General features: G+C 60.2%; 12 protein-coding genes. 7 read left to right on the top strand and 5 right to left on the bottom strand.

Going from position 1 to position 16,510, the window contains the following annotated elements; genetic code table 11:
* Window positions 1-41: 41 nt before the first annotated feature.
* Window positions 42-1,268 carry an MFS transporter gene (locus tag RUH64_RS06100; protein WP_313812129.1) on the bottom strand — a complete coding sequence of 409 codons (1,227 nt, stop codon included), beginning with the start codon at window positions 1,266-1,268 and terminating at the stop codon, window positions 42-44.
* A gap of 284 nt (window positions 1,269-1,552) precedes the next feature.
* Between RUH64_RS06100 and RUH64_RS06095 the strand changes: the two genes are divergently transcribed.
* Together RUH64_RS06095 and RUH64_RS06090 are read left to right on the top strand one after the other, a co-directional pair.
* Window positions 1,553-2,554: an exonuclease domain-containing protein gene (locus RUH64_RS06095; protein WP_313812128.1), complete on the top strand. Its 1,002-nt coding sequence runs from the start codon at window positions 1,553-1,555 to the stop codon at window positions 2,552-2,554.
* A 95-nt stretch (window positions 2,555-2,649) separates the two neighbouring features.
* On the top strand, window positions 2,650-3,021 hold the full coding sequence (locus RUH64_RS06090; RefSeq protein WP_313812126.1) for a hypothetical protein: 372 nt from the start codon (window positions 2,650-2,652) through the stop codon (window positions 3,019-3,021).
* Between the two features lie 77 nt (window positions 3,022-3,098).
* Here RUH64_RS06090 and RUH64_RS06085 read toward each other — a convergent pair whose 3' ends face one another.
* Complete coding sequence (locus RUH64_RS06085; RefSeq protein ID WP_313812124.1) at window positions 3,099-4,037, bottom strand: ADP-ribosylglycohydrolase family protein; 939 nt, start codon at window positions 4,035-4,037, stop codon at window positions 3,099-3,101.
* Window positions 4,038-4,089: 52 nt separating this feature from the next.
* Between RUH64_RS06085 and RUH64_RS06080 the strand changes: the two genes are divergently transcribed.
* From RUH64_RS06080 to RUH64_RS06070, 3 genes are all read left to right on the top strand, one after another.
* On the top strand, window positions 4,090-5,256 hold the full coding sequence (locus tag RUH64_RS06080; RefSeq protein WP_313812123.1) for an exonuclease SbcCD subunit D: 1,167 nt from the start codon (window positions 4,090-4,092) through the stop codon (window positions 5,254-5,256).
* Window positions 5,253-8,309 (top strand): SMC family ATPase, encoded by a 3,057-nt coding sequence (locus tag RUH64_RS06075; RefSeq protein ID WP_313812122.1) that lies wholly within the window; start codon window positions 5,253-5,255, stop codon window positions 8,307-8,309. The genes RUH64_RS06080 and RUH64_RS06075 overlap by 4 nt, the downstream gene beginning before the upstream one ends.
* Window positions 8,310-8,465: 156 nt before the next feature.
* Window positions 8,466-9,695 carry an MFS transporter gene (locus RUH64_RS06070; RefSeq protein WP_313812120.1) on the top strand — a complete coding sequence of 410 codons (1,230 nt, stop codon included), beginning with the start codon at window positions 8,466-8,468 and terminating at the stop codon, window positions 9,693-9,695.
* Between the two features lie 88 nt (window positions 9,696-9,783).
* Here the strand turns inward: RUH64_RS06070 and RUH64_RS06065 are convergent, their stop codons facing one another.
* Window positions 9,784-10,485 (bottom strand): helix-turn-helix domain-containing protein, encoded by a 702-nt coding sequence (locus RUH64_RS06065; protein ID WP_313812118.1) that lies wholly within the window; start codon window positions 10,483-10,485, stop codon window positions 9,784-9,786.
* Between the two features lie 279 nt (window positions 10,486-10,764).
* Here RUH64_RS06065 and RUH64_RS06060 point away from each other — a divergent pair, with 279 nt between their 5' ends.
* Window positions 10,765-12,102, top strand: a complete 1,338-nt coding sequence (locus RUH64_RS06060; protein WP_313812116.1) for an MFS transporter — start codon at window positions 10,765-10,767, stop codon at window positions 12,100-12,102.
* Window positions 12,103-12,183: 81 nt separating this feature from the next.
* Here RUH64_RS06060 and RUH64_RS06055 read toward each other — a convergent pair whose 3' ends face one another.
* Both RUH64_RS06055 and RUH64_RS06050 read right to left on the bottom strand, forming a co-directional pair.
* Window positions 12,184-13,191, bottom strand: a complete 1,008-nt coding sequence (locus tag RUH64_RS06055; protein ID WP_313812114.1) for a LacI family DNA-binding transcriptional regulator — start codon at window positions 13,189-13,191, stop codon at window positions 12,184-12,186.
* A 110-nt stretch (window positions 13,192-13,301) separates the two neighbouring features.
* Window positions 13,302-14,981, bottom strand: a complete 1,680-nt coding sequence (locus RUH64_RS06050) for a glycoside hydrolase family 13 protein (protein ID WP_313812112.1) — start codon at window positions 14,979-14,981, stop codon at window positions 13,302-13,304.
* Between the two features lie 263 nt (window positions 14,982-15,244).
* Here RUH64_RS06050 and RUH64_RS06045 point away from each other — a divergent pair, with 263 nt between their 5' ends.
* Window positions 15,245-16,504: a maltose ABC transporter substrate-binding protein gene (locus RUH64_RS06045; RefSeq protein ID WP_313812110.1), complete on the top strand. Its 1,260-nt coding sequence runs from the start codon at window positions 15,245-15,247 to the stop codon at window positions 16,502-16,504.
* Window positions 16,505-16,510: the final 6 nt, after the last annotated feature.

Here is a 16,510-nt window from a genome sequence, read left to right as displayed (position 1 = left end):
GGTTCAGATGAACAGCTCCCACATTTTTGTCGCTCGAACTCTTAGTGCAATTCTGCCCCACGGCGTTCAGGAATCAAGAACATTGCAAGGAACCCGACTATGTAGATCAGGGGAAGCATGGCCAAGGCGGCGGGGAAACCGTACGACTGGGCCAACAGCGCAATGACCAACGGTGCGAATCCGCCGACTCCACGGCCGATGTTGAACAGGACATTCTGTGCGGTAGCTCGGGCATGAGTCGGATACAGCTCCGCAAGCAGCGCACCGTATCCGCCCAGCGTGCCGTTGGCGAAGGCGCCCATCACGAAGCCGGCCGCCATCAACAGCGCGTGGTTGGTGATCTGAGAATAAGCGAGCACCGATACCGCTGCACCAATCTGGAAGATCCAGAATGCCGCGCGTCGGGAGACTCGATCGGCTACCTGTCCAAAGGCGATAATGCCAACCATCATGCCCGCCACCGTGACGGCGGTCCACAAGCTGGAGCCGGTCAGCGTCATCCCGTATTGCTTCGCCAGGTAAGTTGGCAGCCAGGTCATGATGCCGAAGTAACCGAAGTTTTGGACGCTGGTCAGGATCACCATGGCCAATGAAATACGACGAGCCGAAGGGGTATTGACCAAGGGTGCCAGCGATTCACGAAGCGAGGGACGCTGCGCAGCGCGCGTGAATTTCTCGGGCTCTTCAACACCCTTGCGCACGAACATGGCAAACACGGCAGGAATCGCACCGATGACGAACAACGCACGCCAACCGAATGCCGCAATAACCGGGGCAGAAATCAACGCCGCCGCCAGCACACCGCACTGGAATCCAATGCCTACCCAGCTTGTTGCCCTGGCACGCCAACGGGCCGGAACTGCTTCCGCCGCCAGCGTCATCCCGATGCCGAATTCGCCACCGATGCCGATGCCCGCGATGAATCGATACGCGGCCATATCCCAGTAGCCGGTTGCCACGGCCGACAGGCCCGTGAACACCGCAAAAATCAACACCGAATAGGTGAGGATCTTAACCCGGCCGAAACGGTCGGCCATGACGCCGAAAACGAAGCCGCCAAGCACCGCACCCAGCAGGGTCAACGTGGCCAATGAACCCGCCTGCGGATTTGTCAGACCAAAACTGGCGGTAATTCCCGAGAGTGCGAAAGACAGGATCAGCAGATCGAAACCGTCCAACCCATAGCCGATCGCGGCGGCAAAAACTGCCTTGCGTGCGTACTTATCACTCTGTTCCGTGGGTTGACTCGCCGGTGTTTGTGTTGACATGAGGGCCTTTCAGCTGCGGTGAAACGGTTTGCCAAAAGTGCGCAAACGACTCAATTTTACGGCAGGTTTGGAGGTGGAATACCATTTCTCGATGTGTGGTTGGCCATGCTCGAGGTTCTCGACAGGGGGCGGAGGTAGCTGGATGTCAGGGAATTACCGACAGGTCAGCTCCGGAATTTCGGCCGTAGAACTACCGCCCGCGAAGGATGCGGGAGGCCATGGGCCATAGTGCCCAAGAGTGCAGATCCGGCCGATTGACAGGCTATGGAAGTATACTCGTGTGCGTGGCATTGGACTTCACTGCAGTAGATTTTGAGACGGCAAACGGATTTATCGGCTCGGCCTGTTCGGTCGGCCTCGTCAAGGTCCGCTCTGGACGGATCGTGGAAACCGATCAATGGTTAATGAAACCACCGGTCGGCTTCGACCATTTCGATCCCCGCAACGTCTCAATCCACCACATCACCCCCGACATGGTTGCGGACTCGCCACGAGTCAACGATCGCTTGGACGACTTGATGGGTTTCGTCGGCTCGGACGTCCTGGTTGCCCACAATTCGGCTTTCGACTCCGGTGTGATTCGGGCTGCCAGCGAAGCCAGCGAACGCGCCATCAACGAAATCGCCCACCTGTGTACGGTAAAACTTGCGCGCAAGGCCTATGACCTTCCCAGCTACTCACTGCCCTTCGTCGCCGAAGAGGCGGGACACCCCATTGAAAACCATCACGAGGCATTGGCGGATTCGACCGCCTGCGCCTGGGCGATGATCGACATGGCCGAACGCGCAGGCTCCAGCACGGTGCTTCAGGCGGCCGATCATTACAAGGTGGGACTGGGCCTGACCCGAGCCTGGAAGCCAGGGGACGAACTGTCGCGGGCAACCAAGGACGCCCAGGGTTGGCGTGCCGCAGGCCATAAGCTTCCAGCACAGGACGCCTTTGGCAACTGGCCCCAAGAAGGACCGAATCCGGAACCAAACCTCGACGCAGATCCGAGCCACCCGCTCTTCGGCCAGGTGTTGGTATTTACCGGTAATCTCGGCATGCCTCGTCCGCAGGCGAAGATGCTCGCCGCACAGCACGGGGCGCTCACCGCGTCGCGTGTCACCCGGGCCACGACGGCATTGGTCGTCGGCGACGGATTCATTCCTCAGGATCTGGCCAACGGGCGATTGACCAACAAGGCAAAGCACGTTTTGCGTCTGCGTGAGAAGGGCCAGAAGGTTACGATCATCTCCGAGGGAGAATTTATGCAGCTTGTTGGAGGATTCTCGCTCACCGCCTAAGGTGAACATTGCGAAACGATGCGCCCAATACCGGCCTGTTGCGGCTACTTGCTGTTAGGTTGGGATTGTCTTGACCCCCAACTAAGGCACCGCGCATGATGACTCTTCTAGCCGAACCGCCAGCGAGCTTTGTGATGGCTATTGCTGGAATCCTGTTTGTCGCGTGCCTGCTGACTTTTCTGGTCAGGTACACGCACTTGGCCCGCTGTGGAGTGTTCATCGCGGCCAGCGCCGTCATACTCACCGGCTTGGCAGTCACTACATTGTTCATGCCGTTGTCGCTGAATGGAACAACCTGCGGGATGGCAGCCGGAGCCCTAGGGGCCAACGCCTCAACCAGCGTCTGCCATGTTGTCCAACAAACCGTCTTTGAATCGGCCACCTGGCTGGCCCTCGCGGGAATGGCTACAGCATTCTTGAGCTTCGCGCCGGGTCTACGAACAAAACCACAAGCCGTCACCGTTTGAACTGCCGCAGAACATCCAAGAGGCGCCGACCACGATGGTCGGCGCCTCTTGACATAGTTCTTGGGATGTCAGCGAATTTAGACCAGCAGTGCCATCCACCGGTCGTGCAGCTCCGAGATGATGTCATCCAGGGCGGTTGCAGGGCGCTCGCCGATCGCGTCGGAACCATGAAGCGCCGCTAGCAGGGCTACCGCGTAGGCGTCCACTTCGGGATCGCGGTCGGCTGGTTCTCCGGTGTTTTCCGCCGGGGCCGCCGCAATATCAGATTCTTCCGATTCGGAGTCTTCCTCCTCGGCGAAGTAGCTGTTGTAAGCGTCGGCAGGGGACTGGCCCAATCCTGCGCTCACCCGCTCAACGACGTTCTTCAGTGCTTCGGCGGCCTCGCCTTCGAGCGGTTCGAGCAGTGCCGGCCACGACGAGGCTGCCTCTTCACCGTCCTCCATGGCTGAGCGGATGATTTTTGCCGCCGCAATGCAGGCGGCCGCCGCCTTGGCATCATGGGTGAGGTAGGCGGCGGAGCGGGCGAGCGCTTCGGTGGTACTCACCGGAACGCGGCCGAGTAGCGCAGCGATCGCCGCGCGGGGCAGAACGCCGCTGGAGTCGGCACCGACGCCGGTTGGGCGGCCCACCTGTCCCATGTCCAGGCTGTCGAGGCCTTCAATGTTTTTAGGATCACCCTTATGGATTTCTTCGAAGATCTCCACATGCGCGAACTCGTCGTCGATCCATCGGTTCAGCGGCTCCGGGGCCCCGGCCGGGAACGCTTTGGTCAGCTTTCGGTAGCTACGCAAAGCGGCCAGCCACATGCAGGCAGCCTCGTCGCTTGCCACACCGTCGTTGGCCCATTCCAGGGCTTCGAGCAGGCCGTCGGCAAGATAGAGCGGGAGGATTTCGGTGGCCCCTGGATCTATGTCATCACGGGCGTGGGTTGCGCCGTCGGCAAGGCCGAGCAGAATGGCGAATACCTTGTCGGAGTAGTTCTCTGGCAGAAGTGCAATATCACCGGTTTCATTCACATGTTTCAGTCTAATGTCCTTTGTGTCCGTGTGATTGCATAAGGTTGAAAATATGCGATTGCTACACACCTCGGATTGGCATTTGGGACGCACCTTCCACGGCGCTTCCCTGCTTGATGCCCAACGCACCGTGCTCAGTGAGATTATCGAGATCACCCGTGAACGCCAGATCGATGCGGTGCTGATCTCCGGTGACATCTACGATCGGGCACTGCCTCACGTGGACGCGGTGAAGCTGTGCAACTGGGCCCTGCGAGAATTGGCGGCCACCGGGGCGAAGATCGTGATGACCAGCGGAAACCACGACTCGGCCTCGCGACTGAGTTTCGGCGCCGAACTGTTGGACGCCGCCGGACTGCATATCTATGCGGACCTTGATCGGATGATCGCCCCGGTCATTCTGGAAGCAGCAGATCACCGTGTGGCAATCTATGGCATTCCCTATCTTGAACCGCGCATGGTCATGGACCAGCTGGGAGTCGAGAAGGCTACCCACGAATCGGTGGTGAAGGCGGCGATTGCACGCATCGACAAGGACCTGGAGGAGCGCCGCAGCTCGGGAACTGAGGTGGTGTCGGTGTCCATGGCGCACCTTTTCGCCGCTGGCGGTGTAGGCAGCGACTCGGAACGTGAGTTGAGCACCGGCAATCTGGATGTGGTTCCCGTCGAACTCTTTGAGCACTTCGACTACACCGCACTGGGCCACCTGCACGGTCGGCAGAAGGTGCGAGAGCACGTGCGCTACTCCGGCTCACCCCTGGCCTATTCTTTCTCGGAAGCCAAGCAGATCAAGGGCGTGTGGATCATCAACACCACCGTCGAGGGCCTGGGCGAAATTGAAGAGGTGCAACTCTCGGAGCCGAAGCACTTGGTGATCCTGCGCGGAGAACTCGAAGCCTTGCTCGCGGACCCGGAACTTGAGTATGCGGTCGACGCCTGGTGCCAGATCACCCTGACGGACAAGGAACGTCCAGCGGATGCGATGAACCGCCTGCGTGAACGCTTTCCCGACACGGTGGTGTTGAACTTCGACCCGCAGGGTGTCGATGCCAAGGACCAGCCCAGCAGCTACGCCCAGCGTCTGGCTAAGGCCTCCAGCACCGAGGAACTGGTCGACGATTTCGTCGAACACGTACGAGAACGCGCCGCCGATGAAGCAGAAAAAGAATTGGTTCGTTCGGTAATCCTGTCCACCCGCGAAGCAAAGGTGAGCCAGTGAGAATTCATCAGCTGCAGATCCAGGCCTTCGGACCCTTTGCCCGTACCGAAGTCATCAACTTCGATGAGTTGGCTGAGGCCGGGCTGTTCCTGCTCGACGGCCCCACCGGTGCTGGCAAGTCAAGCATCTTGGATGCCATTTGCTACGCCCTGTATGGTTCGCTGCCCGGCAACCGCACCGGCAGCCGTCAGATTCGTTCGGACCATGCTGCCCCCGGCGCCGAGCCGCAGGTGATCTGCGAGCTGAGCATTGGCGACCGCCGTTTTGAGGTCACCCGCTCGCCGGCATGGATGCGTCCGTCAAAACGGGGCAAGAACAAGACCACCGAGCAGAAGGCCGCCAGCCACCTGCGTGAATGGGTTGGTGGCGCCTGGGAAGAGCTTTCCACCCGCAACGACGAAGTGGGGCAGATCCTTGGCGGCCTGCTGGGGCTGGATCGTGACCAATTCACCAAGGTAGTGATGCTTCCGCAGGGCGGTTTTGCCGACTTCCTGCGGGCCAAAGCCAAAGACCGCGAGGATCTGCTTGCCAACCTCTTTGACACCAGCGACTATGCAGCCATTGAAGAGGAATTCGCCGCAAGGTTGAGCGCTGAACGCAAGCTCACCGAGTCGTTGGAAGCCGAACTGTCCGCCAGCGAAAATGTGATTCGCCATGATGCCACCGGTTTTCTGGCCGAACACGAACAGGTTGATGTCACGCAGTCGGTTGAAGCTTCCGATTCGATCCTGGGCGTGGAAGAAGAGTTTTCCGCCTACGAGCAGCGCCTCGGGGTGTGTGTTCAGCGTTATACCGGAGTTGCGGAGAATGCCAAGAACACCTTGAATACAGCCAGGGAGTTGGTTAAGCAGCTTGAGGAAAGGGTGCGGGTCTTCGACCTGCTGACGCAGCTGAAGGTCAAGGAAGAGCTGCATGAGCAAAGGCACCCTGGCGCGGTGGACGCGGCGGCCCGCCTGGAGAAAGATGCCAAGGCTGCCTCGGTACGTGCCTACCTCGCTCAACTGAAGTCTGCCGAAGAATTACTCGAAGCTGCCGAGCAGGAATTCACTGCAGCGCAGGTCCGGTTGAAAGAAGAACAAGACTTTGGACTGGTGAACTCCGAGGGCTCCTTGTCGAAGCTGGCACAGTTAGTCAAAGACCACGAAGCCGAACTGACCATTGCCACGTCGGCACTGCAGGAGGAACAAGGCCGGGCACAGCTGGCCAAGGACCTTGAAGCGGCTACAACCGACCTGAAGGTTAAAGCCGAGCGGGAGAACAGTGCGCAGGACAAGCTGGCGAAACTGCGAGAAGAGCGCTCGTCGCTCGAAACAGGGGACACGGACCAGCAACGGGCAGATGCCACCGTCCAAGAACTGAAAACCGGTCAGCTGAATGTCCAGACACAGTTGGAGCAGGCGAAGAACCGCGACAAACTCGAAGGTACAGTCGCCAAGGCGGAACAGCTCTATGCAGCGCAAGCTCTGACGGTAGTCGAAGCCGAAAAAGCCCTGTTGGCCCTGCAGCGCACCCAGTTGGAACAGAGCGCCTTGCGCCTAGCCGCCGCGTTGGAAGTCGGTTCTGCTTGCATGGTCTGCGGCGCCACCGAGCACCCGTCCCCGGCCCGGGCCGATGCCGAGGCGCAGCTGATCGACGACGAACAGATTGAGCAGCTGAACTCTACCGTCACCAGGGAGCGTGCCTTGTTGACCCAGGTGGGCAATCAGCGCGAGGCAGCGGCGACCAAGCTGGAAGCCGCCAGCCAGGCCGCGGCAGGCGGAAGCGTTGAAGAACTGCAGGTACAGCTGGAGACGGTGGCCGAAAAGCTCAAGACCGCTGAGCATCATTCAGCGGCTGTGACAGCGTTGAACAAGAAAATTGATCACCTGCGCACGGTGGTGGAAAAGGAATCCTCAGCCCACGCGCAGCTGGTTATTGAAGTTGCCGCCGCAGATACAGCTGTAAAGACCTTGGAAGCCAAACTGGAAGAGCTCGACCAGAAGTTGCAGGCACTGTGCGGCGAACACGAAAGCCTGGACAAGAAGGTTGCCTCGCTTCAAGAACGTGCAGCGTCATTCACCCTTGGCCACCGCGCCCTGCATCGCTACCGTGAAGCCGCCAAGAGCGCCCTCGAAGCGCAGGAGCGGTGGGATGATGAGCGGATGAACGCAGGATTTGCAGACGCCGCCGCTTTTGCGGAGGCGGTCTTGGCCGATGAGGCACGCAGCGAACTGCGGGCCTTAGTGCAGGAGGACATCGAACGGGCCGGCGCCATCGCCTCCTTGCGTTCGTCAACTGATTACCAGCGCGGTGTGGACCTGGCAGCTCAAGGGGTAGGGACACCAAGCGAAGAAGACCTGGGGCAGGCGTCCGACAGTTTGAGCGCCGCCGACGCCGGTTATGATCGAGCCCGCAGGCTACAGGTGCAGGCCCAATCGCAGCTTCAACGCCACAACAGTTCGGTGAGGCAGCTTGAAAATCAGCGCGCCGAAGCCGGACCGAAGATCGAGGCCTACCGACGGCTACGCGCCCTGGCCGAAGTGATCCGCGGCGGTGGCGAGAACCTGTACAAGATGACACTGAGCACCTATGTGCTGGCGGCCCGGCTGGAAGAAGTCGCCGTGGCGGCTACCGAACGGCTCAAGGTGATGTCGGGGGACCGCTACTCGTTGCACCACGACGATTCAAAGCAAGGCAATTCCAAATCCGGTCTGGGGCTCACGGTACTTGATGCATGGACCGGAAGGTACCGCGAAACCCAGACACTTTCAGGCGGAGAAACTTTCATGGCGTCCCTGTCCCTGGCCCTGGGGCTGGCAGATGTGATTTCCCATCATTCAGGTGCGGTCGACATGCAGACGCTCTTCGTGGACGAGGGCTTTGGATCCTTGGATGCCGAGACGCTTGAACAGGTGATGACTGCCTTGGAAAATCTACGGGCCGGCGGGCGTACGATCGGCTTGGTGTCGCATGTAGCGGAAATGAAACAGCGCATTACCAACAGGGTCAGCGTGGTGAAAACCCAGAACGGTTCGAGCATTCAACGTGAGCTTAAGCCATTGATTGCGCTATGACTGGACACTGCCAATGGCACTAGCTATCTTGAAGTTAGTGCCATTCGGCATGTATGGGCAATTTGTGCGTCGAGGGGTGTGGGACGGCGCACGTTTCGTGTTGGAGAATTGTTGACTCAACATACCTTGCACCGTGATGATGCAAAGGAACCTGCCGTGAAATCCGGTTACCCGGCGTTGATCCCTATGGTCGGCGCACCATTCATTCCCCTGACATTTCTAGCCCGCCTTCCACTGGCGATGCTGACCATCGGGTCGATGACCCTGATTACCGCCAGCACCGGTTCCTATGCCTTGGGCGGCCTTGCCGCGGCCATGGTGGGACTGGGTTCCGCCGTGGGCGGCCCCAGCCTTGGCTACCTTGCTGACCGCTTAGGGCAGCGGCCCGTGCTGATCACCGCCGCGATCCTGCACACCATGCTGCTGATCGCGCTGAGCATCTTCGGCAATTCCGGACCGGATCTGTCGGTCGGCGTACTGATCGGTCTCTGTCTTGCCGCCGGCGCTACCGGGCCACAGGTAGGACCGATGTCGCGTGTGCGCTGGATCGCCATCTCGCGCCAGCAAAAGCAGAAGCCCAAGACGCTTTCGGCCGCGTTGAGCCTCGAATCAATGCTGGATGAACTCGGGTTCGTCTTCGGCCCGGTAGCGGTGGGCCTGCTTGCGTCGCTGCTTGCACCCGTGCTCCCGCTGTATATTGCTGCGATCCTGACCATCATCTTGGTACCGCTCTTCGCGATGCATCCCACAGGCAATGCCGTGAAGCCCAGCGCCGTAACTCACCAAAATTCCAAGGTCAAAATCACCAGGGGGCAAATTGGTGCCATCGCCGCCCTGGTGCTCAGCATGATTGCCCTGGGTACGGTCTTCGGCTCCACCGCGGCGGGCACACTCGCCTTCGCCGGTGCCCAGGGAGATTCAAATCAGGGAGGCCTGCTCTACGGGGCCATGGGCCTTTCCAGTGCCATTGCAGCGATATCCGTGGCGGCGTGGCCTCAGGGCTTCACACAAATCAGCCGCTGGATTACCTGCGGTGCGGTGCTGACGATCCTCAGCTTTGGAATGCATTTGGCAGACACCACAGGGTGGATGCTGGCAGCCCTGTTCGTTGCCGGCTTCGGCGTCGGACCGGTGATCGTTACGGTGATGACCCTGGGCGGGGAGGTGGCTCCGCCGCAACGCCTGTCAACGGTCATGACCATGCTCTCCGCTGGAATTGTGGTGGGAACCGCCATCGGCAACGGTTTGGCCGGACTGCTGGCGGAATCGATGGGTTACCTCGGGTCCTTCTGGGTCGCCACCGGTGCTTCGGCGGTGATTCTGCTCTCGGCGCTCCTGATGAAGGTGATCGTCGCTCGCTCGGCCTCCCTTGCGCGGGTGAGATAAGCAGGCTTTCACACACTAGATCTACAACAGTAGGGCTGACGCACCCCAGGCGGGATGAGTCAGCCCTACTGTCTTGCCTGCGGTTTCCCTAGGACAGTTCTTCCAGCGCCTCGGTGATGTTCAGGGCGGCTTCCTTCAACGCCCGAACGATGCCATCTCGATCGGGAACCAGAGCCGAAGGGTACAGCGCTGCCAGCGTTGCGGGCGCGCTGTGTTGGCTGAAAATCGGTACGGCAAGGCAGCTGGCTCCGGGGCGGACCTCATTCTGCGTGGAAGCGAATCCATCGATCCGCGCCTCGCGCGCCTGCGGGCGGTATTCGATGTTCGTTTCCTGCGCACGCCATTGTTCCTTAGTGAACAGGGACTGGATGGCGATGCTGTCGGCACCCAGCGCCATGCTGTGTACCGATCCTGCCCGATGCTCCATCACGTTTTCGGCCTGTCGCGGCTGGGCAGATTGCAGCGTGGTGCAGACATCGTGCTCCCATACGGCCAGAAATACCGTCATCGACAAGTGGTTGGCCAGCGACGCCAATTCGGGCGCGGCGGCATTCTGCAGGTCGCGCTGCACCGAACGCGCCAAGACCGTCAGTCCCGAGGCGGGGCGGATGTGGCCCGCCTCGTCGCGGCTGAGCAGTCGATGCTGTTCCAGGGTGCGGATGATGCGGTAGGCGATGGAGCGGTGGACTTCGAGTTTCGCGGCCACATCGGCTATGGAGAGTGCTGACGGTGCTGCCGCGACTATTTCAAGTACCTGAATTCCGCGGGAAAGGGTTTGCGACGTTGGCATAATTTAGATCTTCTAGCTCGGGGCGGACCCGGGTGCAGCCCGGATGCCTGATGATTTCAGTGAATGAAGAAACCTGATCCTTTGTAGTTCACTATTAGAACAGATCCTGCCGTTCTCCCGCGAACATTTCGCTGACTTGCGGTGATTGAGTTGATACTCCGACGCGAGATCGAAGTGTTACAGTCCCGGTATTGTGATGCGACTCACTTGTCGCCTAGTATTGACATGTCTAACCGTCCGAACGGTCGGTAACTTAACTCGCATCAAGGGGACATCTCAATGTCTAATACAGTTTCCCGAAGCCAGGAGGAGCGCCGAGTTCTTGCCGGCACCCTGGTGGGAACCACCATCGAGTGGTATGACTTCTTCATCTTCGCGCAGCTGACCGCGACCCTGTTGACGCCGCTGTTTTTGGCGCCGCTGGGCGAGTCGAACCCGGGCCTGGCGCAGATCCTTTCCTTCGCCATGATCGGCATTTCATTCTTCTTCCGCCCGCTGGGCGCTATCATCGCCGGTCACCTGGGCGACCGCTACGGGCGCAAGCGCATCCTGGTGCTGACGTTGATCCTGATGGGGGCGGCCACCGCGTTGATCGGCGTTCTGCCGACCTATGCCACGGCGGGCATCTGGGCTCCGATCCTGCTGGTTCTGCTGCGCGTGATTCAGGGCTTCTCCGCCGGCGGCGAATGGGGCGGCGCGGCGCTGATGGCAGTGGAGCACGCTCCGGATAACCGCCGCGGCTACTTCGGCGCCTACCCGCAGATCGGTGTGCCCATCGGCATGATCCTGGCCACTGGTCTGCTCTACATCCTGCGCATCGCCATGACCCCTGAACAGTTCATGGCCTGGGGCTGGCGCATTCCATTCCTGCTCTCCGTAGTGCTGATCCTGGTCGGCTACATGATCCGCCGTGCGGTGGAAGAATCACCGATCTTCAAGGAGATGGCACTGCGCAAGGCTGCCGAGCACACGCCGCTGAAGGAGCTGATGCGCAGCAACCTCAAGCAAGTAGTGCAGGCGGCGCTGATCTTCATCGCCAACAATGCTGCTGGCTACCTGGTCATTGCGTTCTTCATCTCCTACACCACCAAGGTGCTGAAGATGCCGGTGGCGCCGGTTCTGTTGGCGACGACCATCGGTTCCTTCGGCTGGCTGATCTTCACCCTGGTCGGAGGCTGGCTCTCGGACAAGATCGGCCGCCGCGCCACCTTCGTCTGGGGCTACGCTTTGGTCTTCGTGTGGATGATCCCGATGTTCATGCTCGTGGACACCGGCAACATCTACCTGTATGCGCTGGGCATCTTTGTGCTGACCATTGGACTTGGCCTGTCCTACGGGCCGCAGTCGGCGATGTATGCGGAAATGTTCCCGGCACGCATCCGCTACTCGGGCATCTCGATCGGCTACGCCATCGGCGCGATCCTCGGCGGCGCATTCGCGGCCACCGTCGCAGAGATTCTGCTCCAGTCCACCGGGGCGTCGATCTCCATCGCCATCTACATCATGGTGCTGACCATCATCTCCACCGCCGCGGTGTTGTGGGTCGGAGAAACGCGGGGCCGCAGCCTGCACCTGGACGAGGTGGAAGACCAGCAGTCGCACGCACACCAGGCATAGGGTGGAACCCAGCCAAACGGCACGGCCGGATGAGAAGCAGCCATCGCTGTCTCATCCGGCCGTGCTCGTTAAACCCGGTTGCTACTGCGGCGGTCGAGTGGTGGAACCGCGCACAATCAGCCGATGCTCCGCCCGATGAGCCCTTGCAGCCTCCTCGCCGCGAATCGCGCGCATCAGTATCGCCACCGCCATTTCACCCTGCTCGTGCGGCAGTTGCTGGATGGTGGTGAGGGAGAACAGCGGGGCCAGCTCGTGATCGTCCACGCCCACCACCGAAAGATCGTGGGGAACACTCAGGCCAAGATCCCTGGCTGCAAGGATGGCGCCGATGGCCATCTCATCGCTGACGGCAAAGACTGCGGTGGGTCTGGTGGCAGGGTTGCCCAAAAGCTGTTTTGCCACCTCATAGCCTTGGGCCATGCTGAAATCTGCGCCCACGATCAGCCCGGGATCTACCCCGATGCCCGCCTGCTGCAAGGCGCGCTCGTAGCCGATGCGGCGGTGCGATGGCACCTGAAAATCGACGTTCGTTTCCAAGGAGCCGCCGATGAAGCCGATGCTGGTGTGCCCCAGCGACAACAGGTGTTCGGTGGCCAAAGCCGAGACCGCCTCGTCGTCCACGTGCAGTGTCGGGACCTCTGGCAGCGGGCCGCCTACCCCTACCAGCGGCTTATTCAGTGCATGCAGCGCCACCAACTCGTCCTCGTTGAGTTCTACATTGATGGCGATGACCGCATCCACCCGCTGGCGTTGCAGAAAGTCCGAGAAGATCTGGTGGCGCTGCTGCTGGTCCTTGCTCAACTGGTACAGCGTCGTGTCATAACCCTCGCGCATCAGCGCGGTGCAGATGCCCTCCAGAACGCTGGCATAGAACCAGTGGTTGATCACCGGCACCAGCACACCGATATTCCGCGTGCGTCCCGAGGCGAGGCCCGAAGCGCTGGCCGAAACCACATAGCCCAACTGCGCAGCTGCCTTCTGCACCGCTTGCATTGCGGCAGCAGAGACATTTCCTCGGCCCGAGAGGGCGCGGGAAACCGTTGCTACCGAAACGCCGGCGGCATCGGCGACGTCTTTAATTCCGGCCACAATGATCCTTTCAACGATTGCTGCGGCGCAGGGATTGCCGAAGCGGGGGCCTGACTGGGTGTTTCTCTACCTCAGCCCCTGCTCCAGACTACCTGTTCGCTGTGCTTCTCCTAGTGGGCAAACCAGATGGTTGACTCGGCGGCGATGGTTGCCGTCGAGTCCTGCAATGCACTGGATGCAAGCTGCGTCCTATGCTGCAGCTGCTGCGGAAGCTCGCGCGGAGCTTCGGCGAAGTTCGCCACCACGGTGACCGATGAATTGCTGAAAATCAGCACCTGTTCATCGGACGAATCCTGCCAGACGAGGCTGCCGGCACCCAGCTGATGGCTGCGGCGCAGGTGCAGCAGCCTGGTGTAGAGGCTCAGGGTGGAAGCATCGTCCTTGGCCTGCAGGTCCCGGGCAAAGCTCGCCCAATACTCCGGCTGCGGCAGCCAGGAGCGGCCTGCGGGGGAGAAGCCTGCTGCCGGAGCGTCGGCTTTCCAAGGGATTGGGACACGGCACCCGTCGCGCCCATAGCGTTCGCCCTGGGTGCGGAACCAGGTTGGATCTTGCCGGGAATCATCGGGGAGCTCGGCTACTTCCGGCAACCCCAGCTCCTCGCCCTGATAGATATAGGCACCCCCTGGCAGGGCAAGCATCAACGTAGTCGCGGCTCGTGCGCGGCGCAGTCCGACGGCCGGGTCGGGAAGATTCGGGGTGTTGGGTCCAATGCCTTCGCCCTGGGGATTATCTTCGGTCAGCGCAAGGCGGGTGGCATGGCGGACCACGTCGTGGTTTGACAGCACCCAGGTGCTTGGTGCACCCACCGCACCGAATTCATGCAGCGAGGCATCTATGGTGCTGCGGATCTGCGTCGCGTCGAAGCCGCAGGATAGGTACGGGAAGTTGAACGCCTGATGCATTTCGTCGCTGCGGACCCACTGAGCCATCAGGGACAAGGGATTGACCCATGCCTCGGCGCAGAGCACCCGTGCCCCGTCGTACTCGTCGAGGACGGTTCTCCAGTCGCGGTAGATCTCGTGAACCCCGTCCTGGCCCCACCATGGGGCGAGTTCCTCGGTGCCGCCCATGGACGCTGCTGTGGGGTCGGGGGTGAAGTCAGGCAGCCCCTCGGCCTTGATCAGACCGTGGGCAACATCAACGCGGAAACCGTCCGTTCCGCGGTCCAGCCAAAATCGCAGGACATCGCGGAACATGTTCCTGACCTCCCGGTTGTTCCAATTGAAATCGGGTTGGGAGGAATCAAAGATATGCAGGTACATCTGTCCCGGGGTGCCGTCGGGATTGGTGGTCTGCGTCCACATGGGACCGCCGAAGACCGACTCCCAATTGTTGGGATAGCCGGATTCAGGTGCGTCGCGGAAGATGAAACGATCACGTTCAGGCGACCCAGGGGCCGCGGCAAGTGCTTGCTGGAACCATGGGTGCTGATCCGAGCAGTGGTTGGGAACAAGGTCCACGATCACGCGCAGTCCCAGATCATGGGCCCGAACTACCAAGCGGTCGTAGTCTTTCAAGGTGCCGAACAAGGGATCAACATCGCAGTAGTTCGAAACATCGTAGCCGGCGTCCTTCTGTGGAGAGGCGAAGAAGGGGGAGAGCCAGATGGCGTCAACACCTAGGGCGGCCAGCGAGTCCAGCCGTTGGGTGATGCCAGGCAGGTCGCCCATGCCGTCGCCGTCGGCATCGGCAAAGGAGCGAGGGTAGATCTGGTAGATCACCGAAGTACGCCACCATTCCTTCTCGGTGTGCGAGCCGGTGGGGTCTGTCAGCAAACGCATTTGAGTCATGACGGTAACGATAAATGAAATAACGAACGTTGTAAACGCTTTCATTCCTATGAGGTTTTGATGGACTCGCCAAAAGTGGAGTCTTATGCGAGCGCCCAGATAAAGCGAGTTTTTGGAAGTTCTTGTCAATTTTCATGATCTATGCCACTCTGGAAACGCTTACAACAAGCTTTCACTCACAGCCTGAACAATCCCGACCCGACGAGGTGCAGTATTTTCCCTCGTCTGGTCTTGAAGACAAAGTTGTCACGAAAGGACATCCCATGAAGGTGAAGAAGCGTTCCCTGCTTTGGGGCACAGCTATGACAGCCGTTGCGGCACTGTCATTGACCGCCTGTGGATCCGGCGGGTCGGCGGCTCCTGCGACCTCGCCGACAGCCGAGCAGTCAGCACCCGCGGCCAACGCCGGATCGCTCACCGTCTGGGTGGATGCCAACCGTGAACCTGTACTCAAGGAAGCAGCCGCAGATTTCGAAAAGCAGTCGGGCGTCGACGTCAAACTCGTCATCAAGGACTTTTCCAAGATCCAGGAGGACTTCCTCAAACAGGTTCCGACGGGCAAGGGGCCGGACATCACCATCGGAGCCCACGACTGGTTGGGCAATCTGGTGAATAACGGCGTCGTCCAACCGGTGGAACTGGGCGACAAGGCAGCAGATTTCCAGGATGTCGCGGTCAACGCGATGAGCTACGAGGGTAAAACCTACGGTGTTCCCTATGCCACCGAAAACCTCGCCCTGCTGCGCAACAAGAAGCTGGCGGATAAGGCGCCGGCAACCTTTGACGACATGATCGCCGAAGGCAAGGCGGCAGGAACGCAGTTCCCATTCCTCGTTCAAGTTTCCGAGGTCGGAGATCCATTCCACCTCTACCCATTCCAGACTTCCTTTGGAGCGCCGGTCTTCGGCACCGATGACACCGGAGCCTACAACGCGCAAGACCTGCAGATCGGCAATGAAGGCGGCCAAGAGTTCGCCACATGGCTCGCTGAACAGGGCAAGGCGGGCACGCTGAAGACCTCGATCGATGCAGACATCGCCAAAGAAAAGTTCATCTCCGGCGACTCGCCGTTCCTGCTGACCGGACCATGGAACGTAGACGCCGTGAAGAAGGCAAAGATCGACCTCGCCATCGACCCAATTCCACGCGCCGGAGGCAAGGAAGCTCAGCCTTTCGTTTCCGTCCAGGGGTTCTTCGTTTCGTCAAAAACCGAGAATCTCTTGGCTGCCACAGAATTTCTGACCAACTACATCGGCACCGCCGATGTTCAAAGCAAACTATATGAGGTGGGAAACCGCCCGCCTGCCAATAAGCAGGCCTATGAAGCTGCAAAGTCCGACGAAGTCATCGCCGCATTCGGCGCCGTCGGCGAAAAGGGAGTCCCCATGCCAAACATCCCAGAAATGGCGGCTGTCTGGGAAGACTGGGGCATTGCAGAAGCCGAAATCATCAGCGGCAAGGCGGACCCGGTCAAGCGGTGGAAGCAGATGACCGACGACATCCAGACCGCGATTTCCAAGTAATCTGAG

It is taken from the genome of Glutamicibacter sp., assembly GCF_032154645.1.
Lineage (GTDB): Bacteria > Actinomycetota > Actinomycetes > Actinomycetales > Micrococcaceae > Glutamicibacter.
Note: the sequence above shows the minus strand (reverse complement) of the source record. Positions and strands in the feature narration are given on the sequence as shown.

What these genes read in the sequence shown, in the direction of transcription:
- RUH64_RS06080 (WP_313812123.1), top strand. Translation starts at nt 4,090, where the DNA reads ATGCGATTGCTACACACCTCGGATTGGCATTTGGGACGCACCTTCCAC.
- RUH64_RS06050 (WP_313812112.1), bottom strand. Translation starts at nt 14,981, where the DNA reads ATGACTCAAATGCGTTTGCTGACAGACCCCACCGGCTCGCACACCGAG.
- RUH64_RS06045 (WP_313812110.1), top strand. Translation starts at nt 15,245, where the DNA reads ATGAAGGTGAAGAAGCGTTCCCTGCTTTGGGGCACAGCTATGACAGCC.
- RUH64_RS06065 (WP_313812118.1), bottom strand. Translation starts at nt 10,485, where the DNA reads ATGCCAACGTCGCAAACCCTTTCCCGCGGAATTCAGGTACTTGAAATA.
- RUH64_RS06090 (WP_313812126.1), top strand. Translation starts at nt 2,650, where the DNA reads ATGATGACTCTTCTAGCCGAACCGCCAGCGAGCTTTGTGATGGCTATT.
- RUH64_RS06100 (WP_313812129.1), bottom strand. Translation starts at nt 1,268, where the DNA reads ATGTCAACACAAACACCGGCGAGTCAACCCACGGAACAGAGTGATAAG.
- RUH64_RS06060 (WP_313812116.1), top strand. Translation starts at nt 10,765, where the DNA reads ATGTCTAATACAGTTTCCCGAAGCCAGGAGGAGCGCCGAGTTCTTGCC.